Source organism: Clostridium sp., from assembly GCF_036646415.1.
Taxonomy (GTDB): domain Bacteria; phylum Bacillota; class Clostridia; order Clostridiales; family Clostridiaceae; genus Clostridium_J.
The window spans coordinates 258,674-279,544 of record NZ_JAVXMF010000002.1; the positions used below are offsets into that span (position 1 = coordinate 258,674).

Below are 20,871 nucleotides of genomic sequence, written 5' to 3' on the forward strand. Positions count from 1 at the left end.
CTAAAATTCTATCTAAAATACCTTTACATAGAATTTTAGGTTCAATATAATCTGAGTTAATCAATAGTAGTTGATGTATGAACTTTAAGATATTTCGCTTATAGATTATTTCTCCAATAATTTTTGAATTTCCATTTCTGTCAATAATCGATACTGCCCTTTTTTAAGTGTTTCATCTAACATTAACCCTCCAATGGAAGTCCTCTTTAAATATACCACATAACAGCCTACAGCCTTTAACATACGCTTCACTTGATGTTTACGTCCCTCTGAAATTGTAAGATATCCAGAGACAACCGGCTGTTCGTAACGGTTTGAGTCTATATTGTAGAACTTTCTAATATCCGTTTCCTGTTCAAACTCTTTATAGGTTCCACATTTCACTCCATCTATTTTTGAAGGCTTTGTTAGTGCTTCACCTTCTCCAATGCAAACTCCCTTCTCTAGTTGCTTTTTATCTTCCCCATCTAACGAACCCAATGCAATAAAAAAATATTTCTTTTCAACATGTTTTTGAGGCGACATTAACTGATGATTAAATTCGCCATCGTTGGTAAATAACAATAACCCTTCTGTATCTTTATCTAATCTTCCAACATGAAATATTCCATTCATGTTAACTCCATCAAAATAATCAAATACTGTTTTGTTAAGGGCATCCTTTCTTGCAGTAATGCATCCCCCAGGTTTATGAAATATATAATACACTTTTCCTGTATAATCAACTATTTTATTAAGATACTCAATAGCATCAACACTGACCTTAATTTCTATTGCAGGTTCTGTTATCACTTGTCCATTGACTTTAACAGCTCCTTCTTTAATATAAGTCCGAACGTTTTTCCGTGTTCCAACGGATGACTCTGCTAAAAATTTATCTAATCTCATACTTCCTCTTTTCTAATCATTTGTAAAATAATTTTAACCCCATACTACTAAGTAAAATATAAACTCTACTCACTACTTTAATTCTTATTCCTACTGAAAATCAATTTTGTTATTCAGTATATCACATAATGAAAATACTTTCATTATGTTGAAATCATTTAATATCTGATTCTTACCATATGCCTTTGAAACACCAAAGTGAAAAAGAGCTACAATACATCCATATATAAAATCACCTAAAATTGCATATCTACACAGTTTTCCATTGTCTAAATAGCACTTTTTTTAGGAATGAGCCGGATAATTTTATCATCCGCTATATTAGGATTGCCTCTACCATCCCTATTACTTGTTGTCAGATAAATTGATCCATCTTTACCCTGAATAACCTCTCGCAAACGTCCATACTCATTCTTCAATCATGATTCTACATTCTTCACTGTGGTTCCTTTTCCATTCAACGAGATAGTAAGTAGTTGTTCTCCACGCAAAGTAGCGACAAGTAATTTGCCTTGCCAGGATCCTTGATTTACGAAGGCAATACCAGAGGGTGCCCATGTATTCTCTGTGCTGTGTATCAATGGTTTTTGTATCATAACTTCCTTAGAATCTTCATTTCCTTGAACGAGAGGCCAGCCATAATTAGCTCCTGGCTGTATAATGTTTATCTCATCATGGGCTATCTGTCCATGCTCTGATGCATATAAGATATTTTTTGACCATGCTAAGCCTTGTGGGTTTCGATGCCCTAAGCTATAAACAGGTGAATTAATAATTGGATTATCTTCAGGAATCCCACCGTCTAATTCTATTCGAAGTATTTTCCCCGCTGTACTTGTGAGATCTTGTGCCAATGCAGAATTCCCTGCATCTCCCGTTGTTATATATAATTTCTGATCCGGGCCTATCTTTATCCTTCCTACATTGTGAATCCGTCCCCCAGGAATTTTATCAAGAAGAATTCGATCAATGAATGCCTTGTTATTCTTTTCAAACAATCTAACAACACGGTTATAAATTTGATTACTTTCTGCATATGAATGCACAACATACATATAATGGTTTTGCAAATAATTGGGGTCTAGGGCAATTCCCATCAACCCACCTTCCCCCTGGCTTACAAAAGGTGTAGGAAATGTGATAAGTGGCTGTGGATGAAGTTTACCATCTTTAATCATTCTAATTGCCCCAGACCGCTCCGTAAAATACAATTTGCCGTTATCACTTATATCTATGGCCCAAGGTACATATAAATTTTCAGCGATAACTTCAATTTCGTAGGGAAATTCCCTTGATGGAACTACATTTGCTTTGATATTCACTATATTACGACCACGTAATATCATATTAGATAAAATATTGTAAATCATTTTTTTCATACTGATATCCTCCAAACTTAAATAAATACTAATGCATACTATAATTATATTAGAAGATATTTGTCTTAATGACCCATTCCTTTTTTATATAAATAGAAAAGAACCCTATTTCTAGAGTTCTCACTTCAACTGTTTTGATGTAATATATTTCAGAATTACATCACTCTTGCTGGAAATACCACATCTAATATTCCAATAACTAGAGCTGCTAACATTGCTCCTATGATGGATACCCTCATGGTTGGTACTAAAAATTGTGCTAAATATATTATTACGGCTGCAATAATAAAACCTTTTATACCTTTTCCAAAAGGTGATGCATCAACTCCCATAAATGCTTCTACAAAATAATCTAATGCAGTTATTACAACTGCTGCTATTAAATATGACCATAAACCATCAATACTAAATCCTGGAGTTAAGAATGATGTTATACCTAAAATAATTGCAACTAATATCAATCTTCCTACCCATCTTAAAATACTCTTACTACTTGAGCCCTCTTTTATTGCCTCATTATTATGTGCCATAAGAATTCCTCCTTTAATAGAAATTTTTATTAATTAAGTGTAGTATGCTCATAAATCCCAAAAATATTTTACCTTTTTCTTCATTTAATAAATATTTCTCTAAATTAGCCCTTACTTTCTTTAAATTAATGAATTATTAAAATTTTTCAGTTCTATACCAGGATTTTTACTAATATCATCAGCAATAATAGCTGCACCCTGTAATTTTGTACCTGGCTTTACTTTGGGTTGAATGGACGGATTGCTTGAATATGTTGTACCATCATATTTGATCCAAGCAAAGAAGCTTTCTATACCTCCTCCAGAAACATACATAATTATATCTTTATATCCCTTTGTTTTACTATTATTTATAATTACAGGATTATTTACAAGTGTAAATTTTGATAATAAAGTATATTCTTCATTTGTATGTTTAAAAATAGCCGCACTACATCCACCAGTACCACAAACAGGTGAACCTATGATATAGGCAAATATTTCAGGATTTCCATCTTCATTTAGATCCACCTTATTATAATAATATCTTACATTATCCTCATCTTGTTCTAAATCAAATACTTTTACCAACTCTTTTTCAAGTATCATATCTTTTTCTGTTTCTGAACAAATATATTCTATTGATGAAAAATCTATTCCATACTGATTGAAGAATGGTCTATTCTTACATATCTGTTTTTTTAAACATATCAGTTCTTCTCTTGGAAGTTCACTTACTTTACAAACCAAAAAGCTATCAGATTGATTGTATTGGTAAATATTATCCCTTGCATATGCTGTCAGCGAGAATGTTGCAATAATAGAAACTGAAGCCATTATTACTAATAGTTTTCTTTTCATAAAACTCATCATCCTTTCCTTACAATTTTCAAAGTTCATTTATATTTTCTTCTAGTTTTGTATTAATATACTCTTTCATTTTTAAATCTTTTGTCATTTTATTAAATTAAAAATTCCCCCAAACTTATATTAGTTTGAGGGAACATAAAGCACACTTCAATTTTTATCTAAAGCTCGTAAAATCCTTTGAGATTAACGACATCATGCATTTGGCTTTGCATGTCATATTTTTTAAGTACTTGTATAAGTATCCTTATTTCCAATGCCTTTTTCAATTATTTCAACAAAATCATCCACTAATTTGGGATCAAATTGAGTACCTTTTCCTCTTATAAATTCATCTATTGCTTTTTCCTTAGTTAGCTCCTTTCTATATGCTCTATCCGATGTCATTGCATGATATACATCCGCAATACATACAATTCTAGCAAATAAATCAATAGAATTTCCTGATAACCCATCAGGGTATCCCTTACCATCCCATCTTTCATGATGACTTCTAACACAATTAATAATTTCTTCATCACTTGTTATATGCTTTATTATATTATAGCCTAATAAGGTATGATTTTTAATAATTGTAAACTCATTCTCTGATAATTTTTCAGGCTTATTAATTATATTATCTGGTACTCCAATTTTACCACAATCATGTAATAATGCTCCTATCCTTAACCTGTTTTTTTCATTTTCTGTAAATCCTAATTTTTCTGCAAGTAAAATTGAATATTTTGAAACCATCTTGGAATGTTTACCTGTATAATCATCTTTAGCATCTACAGCTTCTGCTAGAGCAAGAACAGAATCCATTAGCAAGTCTTTATTACCATCTTTTAAAAACACCTTCATACTAGTATTATAAATATTACACTGATTTCTACCACTTTGTTTTGAATAATACATTGCAATGTCAGATTTTTTAATTAAGCCTTCTGCATCCAATGCGTGCTTTGGATAAGAGGCCACGCCCACACTTACAGTAATTGGAAAACAATCAGCATATTCTTGTAATACCTGATTTTTAGCAATGCTTTCCCTAATTTTTTCTGCTTGAATAAGTGCCTCTTCAGAAGTATAGTCATACAGCATAACTACAAATTCTTCTCCACCATATCTAAAAACCATACCTGTGTCTTTTACTTCAGCTTTTATTGTTTTTGCCGTTTCTTTTAAAATTAAATCACCAACTTCATGTCCATAAGAATCATTTATTAATTTAAATTTATCAATATCACAGAACATAACAGATATTAGTTTACAGCCTTCATCTAGCTTGTTATTAAAGCTTTCAAAAAAATATTTATGATTATATATTGAAGTTAGATAATCTGTATTTGCATATACTTTAAGATTTTCATTTTCTTTTTTGTGTTCATAAATACTATCTACCATACGATTAAAACTTTTAGTTAAGTTTATTATCTCATTTGGTTCATTTGCATTTATATTTACATCAGCATGTATTAATAAATTTTCATACTCCATCTTTTTAATCTGATTTTCAAGGCTTTTAATAGGCCTAATAATAATATTTTTAAACCTATACCCTAAAATAAGAATTAATATGGAGGATAAAAACATAGTACTGAAAATATTTCTTTGTGTTAATTTCTGAGTTGATAAAAATATTTCTCTAGATTGTATGACATTCATATATCCTATGTTATTACCTGCAATATCAACTATTGGCAAACTGCCTATTTTTTTTGAATTATTAAGTTCATATGTTCGGCTATTTATATTTTTATTAATAACTTCAATATTTTCATTAACCTCTTTACTTATGTCCTGACTTGAAACAAATTTATTATCATAGGTAATAAAAACATCTCTATCAAACTCTTCCTTTATCTGTCCCATAAATGTTGATGAAAGTTTTTTACCGATAATAACAGTTCCCCCACAAATCCCGCCAAAATTACTGTTAAAAACAGGGCATTCACTTATCATATATATATCACCATTAAATTTCTTATAACCACTAACTCTTGATTCTTCACTATAGTTATATTCATTTAATGATTTCAAAATATTATTGTCATTTAAAATGTCATTAATATTATTTAATCCATACTGAACAATAATTTTTTTATTCCTATTTACTATAACTACTAAATCCATACCATATTTTTGGGTAAGCCACTGTGTAAAATTTTCCTTTAACCATGTTTTATCTATATTTTCATCTTGTATTTTATCATAAGTATCATCCCAAATCGCGTAATCTAGTAGTATTGCATCAATTTCCTTAATTTTAGATTGAAATATTTTTATAGACTGTTCTGTCTTTAAGTCCAACTCTTTATTTTCTATATTTCCAAAATACTTAGAGATAAAAATATTATTTAATGCAAAATTTATAATAAGAGTAATAGCTGCAATTAAGAATAAAAAAATTGTAATTTTTACTCCTAAGTTATTCAAGGATTTTTTAATTTTACTAATATTCATTTAAAGTCTACTTCCTTTCGCTGTACTAATGATAGCGCAAGAATTTACAAAAGCATGTAAAATAATAAAGAACTTTCTTTGTAGCAAATTTTGTTTTTTAATCATATAGATTACAATTACACTATAATTTTCACAACTCTACGCACTGTCTTTACTATTCAACAATAATCTTTAAATTCCTTGTTTTTTTCGTGTGTTCACCCAACAAGATACATCTTTATTTTACAATTTTATTAGTTTTAATTAATTATTTTTTATTTTTTAACAAATCTTACAAACATATCAACTTTAAACACTACCAAGCACCACACCTTTTACATAAAACAAAAACCAGTAAAAGTGAATTTCTCCACTTCAACTGGCTATTTAAAAATCATTTATTCAATTACTACAGTGTCAATGTGTATTTCGATAAAAAGATAATACTAATACACATAATTACTAATTTTATCACTTATCTATTTTCTTCAACGACCTGTTTGTACGCTTTTGTATCTGCATAAATTTCGTCCTTTAAAGGATTTAATTTGTTTTTATAAATCTTAGTAAACTGATAAACTGCTAATGCAATATTTGCAATTAATGATATTAAACTTACTACAAAAAATGCAGTTGGGTTATGAGTAGTAGCTACTGGAGCTATACGATCTGCAAATTGAGGTACAGTCATAACAAACATAATCCATAATGCAAGTGTATTTGCACGATGCTGTAACCATGCTCCTTTTTTGATAAAGAAAGCTGGTATTGTACACGAAAGTAATAATGCTAAGCCACAGTAAACTGAATGATCTGCTATACAGTTATAAGTATATGCGAAGTTCCATAAATCATAAGCTATGATCCAAGGCCAAATCATATCAGGCCAAATCATATCTTTTGTTTTATCCTTAGAAATAAATATAGTAGCCCATCCACATATAGTAATGATGTTAAGTAATCCTGCTATACCATTCATGATATTCCATGGTCCTGACATTACCCAAAGGTTGTCCACATATGCTCCAGTCCATGCAGCATATGAAAAACATTGAAAATCACGAATAGATGCTTCAAAAATATTAACTGCTAGTATAATTGCTGGTAGACATACTGCCCACTTCTTTTTAGAAAGTGATGGAATATAACGAAGAGCCATAAACCAAAGGCAACCTGCTAAAGCTGAATAAGTTTTTACCCAGTTAAACCAAGTACCCGTACCATATTCATTTCCTGGTGCTGCGGTTGTTGGCCACACAAAGATAGTCAATACTATTGGTACTATTAGAAAAAGTACAATTCCTCCCCATTTCGTTGAACGTCCAAGCTCATTAAAAGCCATTAAAGCAAAGAGAACAAAAATCCAAATTGCCAAGACAGTCAAATTTGTTGTTTCATATAAAATGCCCATAACACTTTACCTCCATAAAAATAATATTTGACAGAACTTCAATATTTCTGTCAGTCACAAATTATTTACCCTATTAATATTTGTGAATTTAGTGTTTTTTTCTTGTTCATAAACGTAATTATACTCCTCATTTTTTCTCTCGTCAAATTATTACACAAACCCCATCACTTACCAATATAATTATTTATATAAACATAATTACTCTTCTTATTTACTCTTCCTCGAGAACAATACGATGCTCAACAAGAGCCATTTCCTTTATTTTTGCTTTTACAGTTTTTCTCTCGCTGAATATATTTTCAAGTATAATACCGTCTTCACTTGGAATAACCTTATCCACCGATTCTAACAATAATTTCTCTCTTCCTTCTTTATCAATAAAATAAACATTTGCTTCACACATAACATTCACCTCTCCATGCTTTAATTATTTCAATAGCATCATCAATGTAATGTGGAAGTGGCTTATTTTCAATACCAGCAACATTTACATTACATCTGTTCAATGGAATTAGCACTTTTTTTGCAGGACTTTCTGCTATAGCTTTCGCCATAATCGGTGTCAGTTCACCCAGTAATGAATTTGCACATATTATACCTATTGATCCCAAGATTACATCCACCTTAGAAACATTGTAAACAACAGCATTTTCACCTGTTGCACCTTCATTAGCACCGGCTTTCAGCATTAATGAAGTTGCCAAAGAGTTTGTTCCCAATGCAACAATCTCAATTCTATCTTCAAATTCCTTCCTGAACTTTTCAACAATAGCTTTACCTATTCCCCCACCTTGTCCATCTATAACTGCAATTCGCATTTTATCCCCCCAATCATAAAACTTACAGATACATTATACCAAATAAACAAATAAAATGGTTGGGTTTATCTGTTATAGGAATCATTTTTTTGAAGTTCCACAGATAGGACAGTTCTGAAGTGAAAGAGGTATTTCTAACCCACAATCATCTAGTAATTCCACATTGCTCAAAATCTCCGCTGTGTTTCCGTCTGCAGCAATTTCACCTTCTTTTATCACAATAATCCTTTTACAGGTCTCAAGCACCATATCTAAATCGTGACTGGTGATTATCTTTGTATGTTCAAAGCTTTTTAATAAACTCATTACTCTCCGCCTTGATTTAGGGTCTAAAGCTGCTGTTGGCTCGTCCATTATCAATACATTCGGTTGCATTGATAGAACAGACGCAATTGCAGCAGATCGCTTTTCTCCACCTGATAGTTTAAAGGGTGCTCTGTCTTTCAAGTGAGATATTCCTACCAATTCCAAAGCCTTTGCTACTCTACTTTCAACTTCTTTTTCATCAAGCTTATAATTTCGTGGTCCAAAGGCCACATCATCATAAACAGTTGTCATAAACAACTGATCATCAGGGTCCTGAAAAACCATACCTAATCTCTGGCGTATTACCTGTAATGTCTTTTTTGTTACGCGGACATCGCCTACCAGAACTTCTCCATTCTTTGGAAAAAGAACACCCATCAAAAGCATCAGTATCGTAGACTTTCCAGCACCATTGGCACCAATGATTCCTACAGATTCACCATGTTGGATTGTGAATGATATATTCTTTACTGCCGCATGTCCATCCGGATACGAAAAATGCAGGTTTCTTACCTGAAGTTTATCATTACTCATCTATTTAATCACTCCCGTAAACAATGAACCTATTAACATAGGTATATTGTAAATTCTTGCTATAATAAAAAACAAACTCCATCCTGCTAAATAAGCAAAATCCTTGAAGCTTAATTTTGCAACATCCCCTGTATTATACTCACCTGTAAAGCCTCTCAAGTTCATAGACTGATACACCCGTTGCGCTCTCTCAAATGTCCTAAGTATCAATTGTCCTGCAAAAGAGCCCCAAACACTTCGATGTATGCCTTTTTGCCCAGGTGCCCTCAGTGAATATGCTCTCATCATCCTAGAAACCTCTTCTATCAGCACAGATATATATCGGTATGTTAATAATAGCTGTAAGACAAAGATTTTAGGAATTTTGAGCATCCTCAATGCTACAGCCAACTTATCCATTCCTGTAGTTGCAATTAGTAAAATACTAACCGCCACTGTTAACCCACATTTTATAAAAATAGATAAAAATGTTACCCACCCTCTTGAAATAACAATCCCGCCGAGAATCATTGTATTCTGATCAAACAATGGATTTAATATTCCAACTCCAATGATAAAAGGCTCTACAAACAATATCCTTTTAAGAATTGGAGCAACTGGTAGCTCTGCTAAGGCAAAAATTATCACAGGATAAAAAATAAAAGGCAAAAGACTACTAATTTCATATTTCCCAAATGATACAACTACAGTCAAATATACAACTGTGGTTAGTAGCTTTACAAGGGGATGAAGCCTATGTATTGAGGTTTCTTTCCGTGCTAGGTCATCCAGAAGCCTCATATTATATATGGAATTTATTATGTTCGCCATGTAAAATCAAATCCTTATTATAAAATTTGGGCAGGGCTTTCTGCCCCACCCCAGATTGTTTTTATTGAGTAACTTTTCTCTTCTTCTTTTTAACCAAGCTGATAATAAACCCTGTGAATGCTGCCAATGCAAGTGTCAGTGTTCCACCAACTATACCAGAAACACTTGTTCCAGCACTAATTGCCGGCCATTTATTTTCAGCTTGTGTAGCTGGTTCTTCTTTATTTTCATCCTCATTTATCTTAAAACTGTAATCAGGTAAAAATGCTGTCTTACTTTGCATTTCAGATAACGTTTTATGAATTCCATCTGGAGCTTTGAGTTCTGCTGTACCTGCAGTTTTTTCCATAGACCACTCCAAGCCGTCAGGATTTGCAGAGGCAAACCAAGAAAGCCCACCACCAACTAAAACTACTGCAATTAGAAGGCTTGTCAATACTTTCTTCATGGATATATTGCCAAAAGCTTTTCCTATAGCTGCATTTTCTATAATTTCAGGTCTAGCTCTCCATACAAAAGTAACAATTGCTGATGTGACAAACCCTTCAGCTACTCCTATTGCTAGGTGTATTGGTTGCATCAGCAATAAAAAGGTTCCAAAAGGCAATTCAGTCTTTCCTGATAAAAGAGTCTCAAGTACAACGCTAAAAGCTCCTATTTGCAGACCAACTAAAGTAGATATCATTGAGGCTCCAAAAATCTTCTTGGAAGTAATCCCTTTGCGTGTAAACCATTTATAAACTAAAGGATATGCTATAAAACAGGTATAGAATCCAAGGTTAAATACATTACAACCATAAGCAAGTAATCCGCCATCTCCAAAGAACAATGCCTGTATTAATAAAATCGAAGCCATGGTTAAGAATCCTGCATATGGTCCTAATAATATTGCAAGCAGTATTCCTCCTCCAATATGTCCACTTGAACCGGTACCAGGTATTGAAAAATTAATCATTTGTGCCGCAAAAACAAATGCTCCCATTACCCCCATCAAAGGAATTTTCTTTTCATCCATATCATTCTGGATTTTTTTAATTGAATAAGCTGCAACTCCAACCGTAGCAGCTAACATAGTTCCACCCACTACCGGTGAAATTAAAGCATCAGCCATGTGCATAATATCCACTCCTTTACAAAATAAAATGACCCAAAAAAGGTAAGTTTATATACTTAGCCCTTCATGGGTCTGATTTACATTAATTTATAAAATTTCTGATTAACATTTTAGAAACCTTCATGGTTTCAATTCATGTATAAATATAACATATTATATCAATTTTTGTCAACCATTATTTTACATAGTATTAAAAGGAACATCTTCCTACAACTTAGAACTTATTCTCTATAAAATATTCTTCTATACTCTGAAAACAGGTATTTACCATAAATTTTATTTCCTCTTCGCTAATAATGTATGGAGGAATAAAATAGAGTACATTTCCAATAGGTCTTATTAATAATCCCTTGCTAAGAGCAATCTTATAAATCTCATACCCTACTCTCATGTGCCAAGGATAGCCTTCTTTGGTGAACCTATCTTTTACTATTTCAATAGCTGTTATCATACCTATACTTCTTACTTCACCTACATGTTTTGAAGTTTCTGACTTTTCCAGTGTGAGTTTTCTTATTAGCTGACCTTTTTCACGATTATTCTCTATAATATTATCTTCTTCAAATATTTTTAAATTTTCTAAAGCAATGGCACAACCCATAGCATTACCTGAATAGGTATGGCTATGAAGAAATGATTTCCGCTCATTATAATCACCATAAAAGCAATCATATATTTCATTTGTTGTCATAACTACCGACATAGGCATATATCCAGCAGAAATTCCTTTTGAAAGACACATAAAGTCTGGACTTATTTGGGCATGATTACAAGCAAACATCTGCCCAGTTCTACCAAAGCCCATTGCAATCTCATCTACAATAAGGTGTATCTCATATTTATCACAAAGTTCTCGAAGCTTCTTTAGATAAATGTGTGAATAAATCTTCATACCTGCAGCACCTTGAACCATAGGTTCAACTATTACAGCACTTATCTCCTCATGGTTTTTCATTATACACTTTTCCATAACTTCAAAACACTCTGCATTACAATTATCTCTAATTAAATCATATTTACACCTATAACAATCTGGGCCCTCTACTCTTATAGTATCTAAAAGAAGCGGTTTGTATACCATATTGAACTCATCAATATCACAAACAGACAAGGCACCTAAAGTTTCTCCATGGTATGCATCGCTTAGAGCTACGAACCTTCTCTTTTTAGCATTTCCCTTTTGCATGTTATAATGAAAACTCATCTTTAAGGCTATTTCTACCGCTGAGGATCCATTATCAGAGAAAAACACTTTTCTAAGCTTGTTTGGTGTTATGTCTACCAGCTTTTCTGCTAATTCTATAGCAGGTTTATTAGAAAAATTCGCAAATATAACATGCTCGATGCTATCTATCTGCTTTTTTATAGCCTCATTAATTCTCTTATTGCTATGTCCCAGGGTATTTGTCCACCAAGATGATATGCCGTCTAAATATTTATTTCCATCAATATCATAAATCCAAACGCCTTCACCCTTTTCAATAACTATTGGGTTAAGCTCCTCGTAGTCTTTCATTTGTGAACAAGGATGCCATATATATTTCAAATCCTTTTTTACATAATCATTCATATCCACACCTCAACCTTTATTATAGTTGTTCCATAGATTCTATTATCTTATCAATTGTAAAAGCCTTTTCAGAATTTGTTCTTATGGCTTCTATCATGTTATCCTCTAAGTTTTCCATGTTTTTAAGCTTTCCTATGATAGGTACTTTAGTAAGCTTTTCTATAATTTCAATATTATCATCACAAATTAAATCTTCTTTATAGTTGTTGATTATAATACCTTTGATTCTAATTCCCAAAGCTTCTATATATTTTACTGTCAACACTGAATGATTTATTGTTCCAACCCCAGCCCTTGCAACAATAATAACACTCATATTTAAATCCTTAATAAGATCTCCAAGAATATACAGTCCTCTTTCATCGTCTATCAATGGACATACTATTCCACCACTACCTTCAGCAATTATAAAATCATACCGTTCCTTTAAATAAGCATATTTTTCTCTTACTATCTCCAAATCCATAGGATTATTCTCTAATTTTGCTGCAAGATGAGGGGATACTGAAGCCCTATAAACATAGGGTGTGATGTTTGCATAGGCTTCTTCTAATTTACTCGCTTCACTTACGAGCTTTGTATCACCTGGAATAAGTTCATTGCCTATTTCTAAAGCACCACTCAATGCGGCTTTAAAATAGGTAGCATTATATCCATTACTCCTCATAACATGCATAAGTCCAGCAGTTACAATAGTTTTACCCACATCAGTATCTGTTCCAACTACAAATACTCCCTTAGCCATTTTTTCTAACCTCCAGCTTTAATTCACTTACCATTTTCTTATCATCACATATTTTATTGCCTGATGTTGTTAGATAATTTCCTGTAATTGTGGCATTGGCTCCTGCATTAAAACAGTTTTTACCAAACTCATGGATGAGGTTTCTTCCTCCAGCAAGTCTTATAAACGCTTCAGGATTTACCAATCTGAAGATCGCAATGGTTTTTAGTATTTCCTCCTGACTTAGAACTTTTGCATTTTCTAAAGGTGTTCCCTTAACTGGATTCAGTATATTTACCGGAATAGATTTAACCCCTAAATCTCTTAACTGAAAAGCAAAGGTAACTCTATCTTCTAAGCTTTCTCCTAAGCCAATAATTCCACCTGAGCAAATAGCCATACCGGCCTGCTTAGCTGCATTTATAGTATCTATCCTTTCATCATAGCTATGTGTTGTACATATCTCTTCGTAGTAAGCTCTACTGGTTTCTAGGTTATGATGATACATAGTTATTCCCTTTTCTCTTAACTTAAGCAACTCCTCATATGCTAGTATCCCTAATGAGGCGCATAAATCCATTTTTACTTCCTTATTTAGATCTTCATATATATCTAAAACCTTCTCAAAATCACTGCCGGTAATTCCTCTGCCGCTAGTCACTAAAGAAAATCTATTTACTCCCTCACTTTCATTTTCCTTTGCTAACTTTAAAGCTGCTTCCTTTGAAACTAACTCATATACTTCTACATTGGTTTTATAATGGGCAGATTGTGCACAAAACTTGCAATCCTCAGAGCAACGTCCTGACTTTGCATTCATAATAGTACAAAGGTCTATTTCTTTGCCACAAAAAAACTCTCGTATGTTACTAGCACTATTACATAATTGCGCTAGATCTTCTTTTGCTTCAATACTTGATAGTTTCATAGCCTCCTCAAAAGTAATACCTTCTTTCTCTAAAACCTTTTTCTCTAGACCTTTAATAAATTCTTTCATGTTATATTACTCCTCCTTGGGCTTTCTTAAGCAACATATCCACTTTTTCTTAATATAGGTAACATTTTCACTGAAATATAGGCTGTAAATACTGTTAGTATCAAATCTCCAACTATACAAACCACAAAGCCATAAAAAAACGCAAAATAAAAAGAAACATTTTTTCCCAGGTATAAATTATAACTAATATATATGTATACTACTCCAAATAAGTATACAAAAAACAGACCCAAAAGCAGTATAAATATTGCCTTAATAAAAGTTAACTCCTTAATATTCTCTCTCATTTTCCCGATAACGTAAGCGGCTACTATAAAACCTATAAGATATCCAAAAGTAGGTTTAAAAATATAATTTAGACCTCCCCCTTCAGTAAATATAGGCACTCCTACAAGTCCAACTGCAACATAAACTATTTGTGATAATGCTCCCAGTTTTGAGCCTAGGATGATACCAGCTAAAGCACAAAATAGATACTGAAGGGTAAAAGGCACAAATGGTATTGGTACCTTAATAAATGCTCCAGTTGCTGTTAAAGCCGCAAACATAGCTACTAAAATTAAATTTCTTGTTTTTCTCATAAAATATACTCCCCTCACACTATTTACTTTGCCATATCCATAATAATAAATAACCTCCTTATTGTCAACTGTAAACTTTCGTTTGGTTTACAATATATTTGAAGGCATAACTATTCACCACTACTGTAAACCGCCCTGAAACATGTGATTAGATTAAATCCACTAGCACCCAGTCACTTATCCTATTCATTTCTTTATCCATTATTGGTGAAAATATCCCCCTCACCCTGCATTTCTCCGTCTATTCTACTAAACATTGACGAAATCATCCATTAAAATGAAATGATTGAAAGGAGTCATAAAAACTGTTATACTACTAACAGTAAATTCAAAAGAATATCTTTACCCTGTGAAAATCTATTATAAGATTACGATTGGGGAAATAATATACCGAAGAGCTTAAATATAAGCTCTTTTTTAATGATAAAGAGAGGTAATAATATGATAAAAGTTGATAACTTATCCTATTCATTTCCACAAAAAGACCTATATAATCAAATTTCATTTACATTAGAAGATGGTCAACACTGTGCTTTTATAGGCATAAGTGGTAGTGGAAAAAGCACACTGATAGATTTAATTTTAGATCCAGAAAGATATATGTTCGATGGAACCTTAGAGATAGCTAATGGTTGCAGAACTGGGTATGTAAGTCAGTTCTCCGAGATAGATAAAACAAAAGAAATCACGGTGTTCGAATATATAGGAGGGGAATGTATTAGTGTCCAAAACCAATTAGCCGCAATTTGTACTGAAATGGAAACATCTTCAGATATTGATTCTTTACTTGAAAAATACCAAGAAACTTTAGATGCATTTGATGCACTTGGTGGGAATGATTTTGAAAGCAACATTAATAAGAAATTAAATTTAGCAAACCTAATGAAGCATAAAGATCTAATGGTATCTGAACTTAGTGGTGGTGAATTTAAACTCATTCAAGTTATTAAAGAAATGCTGAGTAACCCGGACTTACTGATTATGGATGAACCTGATGTGTTTTTAGATTTTGAAAACCTTAATGCCCTTAAAAATCTAATTAATTCTCACAATAAAACGCTACTAGTTATTACCCACAACAGATATCTATTGAATCATTGTTTTAATAAAATTATTCACCTTGAAAATATGGAGCTCCAAGAGTTTGATGGAAGCTATATTGATTATAACTTCTCACTACTTGAAAGTAAAATTGAGTTGCAAGAGCTAGCTGCTGCTGATGCTGAAGAAATTGAGAGAAATCAAATTTTAGTCAATAAACTACGAGTTATGGCAACGGACCATGATCAAGCTTCTAAAGGTAAAAAGCTAAAGGCTAGGGTTAAAATTCAAGAACGATTAGAAGCGCGTAGAATTAAAGCACCCTTTGTATCTATTAAGGAACCGGATATCCATTTAGTTACATATAATGAAATCGAAGAAACCATTGCGGTAAAAGTCAATGATTACAGTGTTGCCTTTGATGATATTCTCCTTGAAAATATTAACTTTGAGATTAAATCTACTGATAAAGTGGCAATCATCGGTTCAAATGGTACTGGAAAAACCACCTTACTCAGAGATATCTTTAAAAATACCCATGATTCTATTGAGATAAATGAAGACATTAAAATGGCTTATTTATCTCAACTTCAAGGGGAAATGCTAAATGAATCTAATACAATACTCCAAGAATTCTTGGATGCTGGACTTAGAACTTCTGAGGAGATTATATTCTATCTTTCAAAGTATGGTTTTGAGGAAGAAATCCTTAATCAAAAAATAGGATCTTTATCTGGTGGAGAAAAAAACATACTCCAATTAGCTAAAGTTTCTACTACTAAAACAAATATGCTGCTTCTTGATGAGCCAACAAGTCATCTAGACACCTATTCACAACTAGCTCTGGAAAAAGCCATAGAAAACTATAATGGTGCTATTCTCATGATTTCTCATGACTTCTATTCTATAGTAAACTGTATGGATTATGTTTTAATCATTGAAGATAAGACCATTAGGAAAATGAGCATGAGAAAATTTAGAAAGATGATTTATGCTAGTCATTTTGATAAAGACTATTTAGAAATTGAACAAAAGAAAAAATTAGTCGAAACGAAAATAGAACTAGCTTTAAAAAATAATGATTTTGAGCTTGCAAAAGTTTTATCTGAAGATTTAAAATCACTAATTAAGTTATTTTAAATGGTGTATTCTTAAGCTCAATACGCCAACCACATTAAATTTACATTAGGTATAAAATAAAATGTACCCAGTAAAGTAGGCTTTTTTAGTTGTCTACTCTATAGGGTACATTTTATTATTTATTCAAACTGTGAGTAATACATCTGATTATAGAATCCTTTTTGTCCAAGTAATTTCTTATGATTTCCTTGCTCTACTATATTACCATCCTTAACTACTAGGATGTGATCAGCACTTTTTATTGTTGATAATCTATGAGCTATGATAAAACAGGTTTTACCATTCATGAGATTCCTCATTGCTTGCTGAATTTGAATTTCTGTTCTAGTGTCAACATTTGAGGTTGCTTCATCTAGAATTAGAATTTTTGCATCTAAAAGCATTGCTCTTGCTATAGTTAGAAGCTGCTTCTGTCCTTTAGAAATATTAGTTCCGTCATCAGTAAGAACAGTGTCATATCCCTGTGGAAGTCTCTTAATGTAAGAGTGAATTTTTGCTGCTTTGGCTGCGTCCATAACCTCTTCCCTAGTGGCATTTTCATTTCCATAAGCTATATTTTCAAAAATAGTTCCTTCAAAGAGCCATGTATCTTGAAGAACCATTGCATATGCTTTTCTAAGACTCTCCCTCGTAACGTTCTTTACATCATTCTCATCCACTTTAATGCTTCCCTCATTTACATCATAAAAACGCATCAATAAATTAATTAAAGTAGTCTTTCCTGCTCCTGTAGGTCCTACGATTGCAACCATACTTCCTGCAGGTGCGTCCATGGTAAGATTCTTAAGAATTAACTTATCCTTAGAGTATCCAAAGGAAATATTCTCTACTTTTACGTTTCCATCTACATTATCAAGTACCTTTGCATCAGCCTTATCTGCCTCTTCTGAAAGTTCATCCATAAGGTTGAAAATTCTTTCTGCCGCTGATAATGAAGACTGAAACTCACCCATTATATTAGCCGCTTCATTGATTGGCCCAGAAAACTTTCTTGAATATAGTACAAAGGAAGAAATGTTTCCTAAAGTCATTTGGCCAAATAGATACATAAGAGCTCCAAACATACTTATAAGAGTTAGTGATAAATTATTCATAAAGTTAACTGATGGTCCAACCATGGAACCATAATAATCAGAACGATAATATGCATTTACTGCCTCTTCATTTTTTACACCAAACTTCTTCTTAGTGTTTTCATTCTGGTGATATGCTTTAATAGTCTTTTGACCAGATATAAACTCCTCTACCATTCCATTTAGCTCTCCTAGCTTTCTTGAACGTCCACGGAACATTGGCCTAGTAATCATTGTGATTTTCTTTGTCATGATAATTGAAATAGGCACTGTTATTACAAATACTAATACTAGCCTCTTAGATATCATAACCATAGATACAAAGGATACCACCACTGTGATTACACTGGAGCAAATTGCAACTAAATCCGAGGTCAAAGTTGAATTCAGCGTATCTACATCATAGGAAATTTTACTAAGAATATCTCCTGTTGAATGGGTATCAAAATATCCAACTGGAAGAGATAATAGCCTATTAAATAAATCTTTTCTTAGTCTAAATGAAATTCGCTTACTTATTTCAAGCATAATTATAGCTAAAATATAAGCTAAGATGGCTGAAGCAACATAAAATACAATCATAAGTCCACAATAGAAATATACCTTTGAAAAATCAACTGCGCCCTTGCCTAAACTTATATTATCTATTGCAAATCCTGAAAGCATTGGTCCAACTAAAGCGAACATATTCGAGCCTATAGATAATAGAACTGCAACAATCATTAAAGCTTTATATTCAAATAGATAAGACATTACTCTTTTTATTGTGTGTTTTTTAGTTTTCTTTGTAGAGGCTTGCTGTCCTCCTTTATTTTCAGTCATCATAATTACTCCCCCATCTGTGATTTACTAATTTCATTATATATATCACAGGTTTCTACCAACTCATCATGGGTCCCGTATCCAACAATACATCCATCCTCTAAAACGCATATATGATCTGCCTGCATGATGGAACTAATCCTTTGAGCAATCATTATTGTTGTTGTATCTTTAAAATGCTCTCTAAGATTTTTTCTGAGAGCTGCATCTGTCTTATAATCTAAAGCACTTGAGGAATCATCTAGAATCAAAATTTCTGGATGTGCTGCAAGAGCTCTCGAAATTAACATTCTCTGCTTCTGGCCTCCACTTAAATCTGCACCTCTAACTGCCACCTTTGTTCCAAAGCCATTTCCTTTACCTTTTATGAAATCTGTAGCCATGGCATAATCAGCTGCACTTATAATGCCCTCTTCATCTATATCCCTTCCAAAACGAATATTCTCAGCAATTGTATCTGTACTAATAAAATCATTTTGGAATACGACACCAAACTTTTCTCTTAAAGTCTTAGTATCAATAGAACGAATATCTTCACCATTAATATAAATTCCACCCTTGCCTACATCATAAAATCTCATTAACAGTTTAATTAAAGTAGATTTACCTGAACCTGTAGAGCCAATAATTCCAAGGGTTTCACCTTTTTTAATTACAAAATTAATATCACTCACATTCTCTTCTTTATTGTTATAAGAGAAGGATACGCCTTTAAATTCAATGGCATAATCCTTGTCCCCTAGTGGCTTATCCTCAACTAACAGCTCCTCTGGTGCATTTAACACCTCTGTAATACGTCTTGCTGAAGCACTTGCCTTTGAATAGTGAGTAAAGAATCTTGAAATAAATAAAAGTGCATTTAAAATAAGTGTTACATAGGTTAAGAATGCAATTATTATTCCTGGCTTAATGGCACCGCTATTAACCCTGTATGCTCCAGCCAAAATAACAAATACTGTTCCCACATTAAGGCATAAGCTCATCACTGGATTTAAAACGGACATAACCATACCAGCCTTCTTTTCCTCTTCAACAGTAGCCTTAATTTTTTCACCAAACTTACTTTTCTCGTAATCTTCCTTTGATAAAGCCTTAATTATACGAATCCCAGTTACATCTTCACGAAGAACCCTTACAAAGTCATCAGTCCTTCTTTGAACCTCCGTATATAATGGCACTCCAACCTTTGAAACATACATAATAGCAAAGAATATAATAGGCATAACAGCTATCATTACAAGAGTTAGCACTGGGTCTAAGGTAAGAGTTATTATAATTCCACCAATAAGTATAATTGGAGCTCTAACTCCTAATCTCTGCATCATACCTATGATTTGATGAATATTATAGGTATCACTTGTGGCCCTAGAAATAAGAGATGGTAAAGTAAATTTATCCACTTGACTGTCCGAAAGACTAATCATCTTAGAAAATAAATCGTTTCTTACCCTTTCAGTAGTATCTCTGGCCACTTTAGCTGCCATCTGATTAGCTATAATGTTAAATGTAACTGCAACAACAGCACATAAAAACATAATGCCTCCCCACATAACAATTAAGTTAACCTCTTTCAAAGGAATAACATCATCAATCATATGAGATAAAATCCAAGGAAGCGCTAACTCCACAATAGTTCCTGTAAACTTTATAGAAAGTCCAAAAATCATTGCCCATTTATAGGGTTTTAAATACTTAAATATCTGTTTCATATATCATCCACCTACACAATTAATTTATAATAATATTTACACAAAATTATTTTTAAAATGTATTTCGTTATGCTAAATATTATATACTAATTTTGTATTGAAATCCATACTCTTCAAATACCCTATAATAATTTTGTTGATTTAAATCATGTAT

Annotated in this window: 18 protein-coding genes; 1 reads left to right on the forward strand and 17 read right to left on the reverse strand. The window is 32.5% G+C overall.

Annotated features, from left to right (window positions below; translation table 11 throughout):
• Nucleotides 1-105: 105 nt before the first annotated feature.
• The 15 genes from RSD37_RS02405 to RSD37_RS02475 all read right to left on the reverse strand — a co-directional run bounded on the left by RSD37_RS02405 (nucleotide 106) and on the right by RSD37_RS02475 (nucleotide 14,932).
• Complete coding sequence (locus tag RSD37_RS02405; protein ID WP_346945099.1) at nucleotides 106-888, reverse strand: pseudouridine synthase; 783 nt, start codon at nucleotides 886-888, stop codon at nucleotides 106-108.
• Nucleotides 889-1,307: 419 nt separating this feature from the next.
• Nucleotides 1,308-2,267, reverse strand: coding sequence for a PQQ-dependent sugar dehydrogenase (locus RSD37_RS02410; protein ID WP_346945100.1), 960 nt, complete (start codon nucleotides 2,265-2,267; stop codon nucleotides 1,308-1,310).
• Between the two features lie 155 nt (nucleotides 2,268-2,422).
• Entirely contained in the window at nucleotides 2,423-2,797 is a 375-nt protein-coding gene (locus RSD37_RS02415; RefSeq protein ID WP_346945101.1) for a phage holin family protein, read from the reverse strand.
• 120 nt (nucleotides 2,798-2,917) lie between these two features.
• Nucleotides 2,918-3,637: a hypothetical protein gene (locus RSD37_RS02420; protein WP_346945102.1), complete on the reverse strand. Its 720-nt coding sequence runs from the start codon at nucleotides 3,635-3,637 to the stop codon at nucleotides 2,918-2,920.
• 231 nt (nucleotides 3,638-3,868) lie between these two features.
• Nucleotides 3,869-6,088, reverse strand: a complete 2,220-nt coding sequence (locus RSD37_RS02425) for a diguanylate cyclase (RefSeq protein ID WP_346945103.1) — start codon at nucleotides 6,086-6,088, stop codon at nucleotides 3,869-3,871.
• Nucleotides 6,089-6,542: 454 nt separating this feature from the next.
• Nucleotides 6,543-7,478 (reverse strand): DUF5692 family protein, encoded by a 936-nt coding sequence (locus RSD37_RS02430; RefSeq protein WP_346945104.1) that lies wholly within the window; start codon nucleotides 7,476-7,478, stop codon nucleotides 6,543-6,545.
• 211 nt (nucleotides 7,479-7,689) lie between these two features.
• A complete protein-coding gene (locus RSD37_RS02435) occupies nucleotides 7,690-7,881 on the reverse strand; it encodes a CooT family nickel-binding protein (protein WP_346945105.1) in 192 nt (63 codons plus the stop codon).
• A complete protein-coding gene (locus RSD37_RS02440) occupies nucleotides 7,874-8,296 on the reverse strand; it encodes a DUF3842 family protein (protein WP_346945106.1) in 423 nt (140 codons plus the stop codon). The genes RSD37_RS02435 and RSD37_RS02440 overlap by 8 nt, the downstream gene beginning before the upstream one ends.
• A gap of 81 nt (nucleotides 8,297-8,377) precedes the next feature.
• The gene (locus RSD37_RS02445) at nucleotides 8,378-9,136 is read right to left on the reverse strand and encodes an ABC transporter ATP-binding protein (protein WP_346945107.1); all 759 of its coding nucleotides are present in this window, start codon (nucleotides 9,134-9,136) and stop codon (nucleotides 8,378-8,380) included.
• A complete protein-coding gene (cbiQ, locus tag RSD37_RS02450) occupies nucleotides 9,137-9,946 on the reverse strand; it encodes a cobalt ECF transporter T component CbiQ (protein ID WP_346945108.1) in 810 nt (269 codons plus the stop codon).
• Nucleotides 9,947-10,007: 61 nt separating this feature from the next.
• On the reverse strand, nucleotides 10,008-11,063 hold the full coding sequence (locus RSD37_RS02455; RefSeq protein WP_346945109.1) for an energy-coupling factor ABC transporter permease: 1,056 nt from the start codon (nucleotides 11,061-11,063) through the stop codon (nucleotides 10,008-10,010).
• Between the two features lie 211 nt (nucleotides 11,064-11,274).
• Nucleotides 11,275-12,630, reverse strand: a complete 1,356-nt coding sequence (gene bioA, locus RSD37_RS02460; RefSeq protein ID WP_346945110.1) for an adenosylmethionine--8-amino-7-oxononanoate transaminase — start codon at nucleotides 12,628-12,630, stop codon at nucleotides 11,275-11,277.
• A gap of 19 nt (nucleotides 12,631-12,649) precedes the next feature.
• Nucleotides 12,650-13,375: a dethiobiotin synthase gene (gene bioD, locus RSD37_RS02465; RefSeq protein ID WP_346945111.1), complete on the reverse strand. Its 726-nt coding sequence runs from the start codon at nucleotides 13,373-13,375 to the stop codon at nucleotides 12,650-12,652.
• A complete protein-coding gene (bioB, locus tag RSD37_RS02470) occupies nucleotides 13,368-14,351 on the reverse strand; it encodes a biotin synthase BioB (protein ID WP_346945112.1) in 984 nt (327 codons plus the stop codon). The genes bioD and bioB overlap by 8 nt, the downstream gene beginning before the upstream one ends.
• A gap of 26 nt (nucleotides 14,352-14,377) precedes the next feature.
• On the reverse strand, nucleotides 14,378-14,932 hold the full coding sequence (locus RSD37_RS02475; RefSeq protein ID WP_346945113.1) for a biotin transporter BioY: 555 nt from the start codon (nucleotides 14,930-14,932) through the stop codon (nucleotides 14,378-14,380).
• A gap of 441 nt (nucleotides 14,933-15,373) precedes the next feature.
• Between RSD37_RS02475 and RSD37_RS02480 the strand changes: the two genes are divergently transcribed.
• Entirely contained in the window at nucleotides 15,374-17,113 is a 1,740-nt protein-coding gene (locus RSD37_RS02480) for an ATP-binding cassette domain-containing protein (RefSeq protein WP_346945114.1), read from the forward strand.
• Between the two features lie 119 nt (nucleotides 17,114-17,232).
• Here RSD37_RS02480 and RSD37_RS02485 read toward each other — a convergent pair whose 3' ends face one another.
• Complete coding sequence (locus RSD37_RS02485) at nucleotides 17,233-19,011, reverse strand: ABC transporter ATP-binding protein (protein WP_346945115.1); 1,779 nt, start codon at nucleotides 19,009-19,011, stop codon at nucleotides 17,233-17,235.
• Between the two features lie 2 nt (nucleotides 19,012-19,013).
• Nucleotides 19,014-20,717: an ABC transporter ATP-binding protein gene (locus tag RSD37_RS02490; protein WP_346945116.1), complete on the reverse strand. Its 1,704-nt coding sequence runs from the start codon at nucleotides 20,715-20,717 to the stop codon at nucleotides 19,014-19,016.
• Nucleotides 20,718-20,871 lie beyond the last annotated feature (154 nt).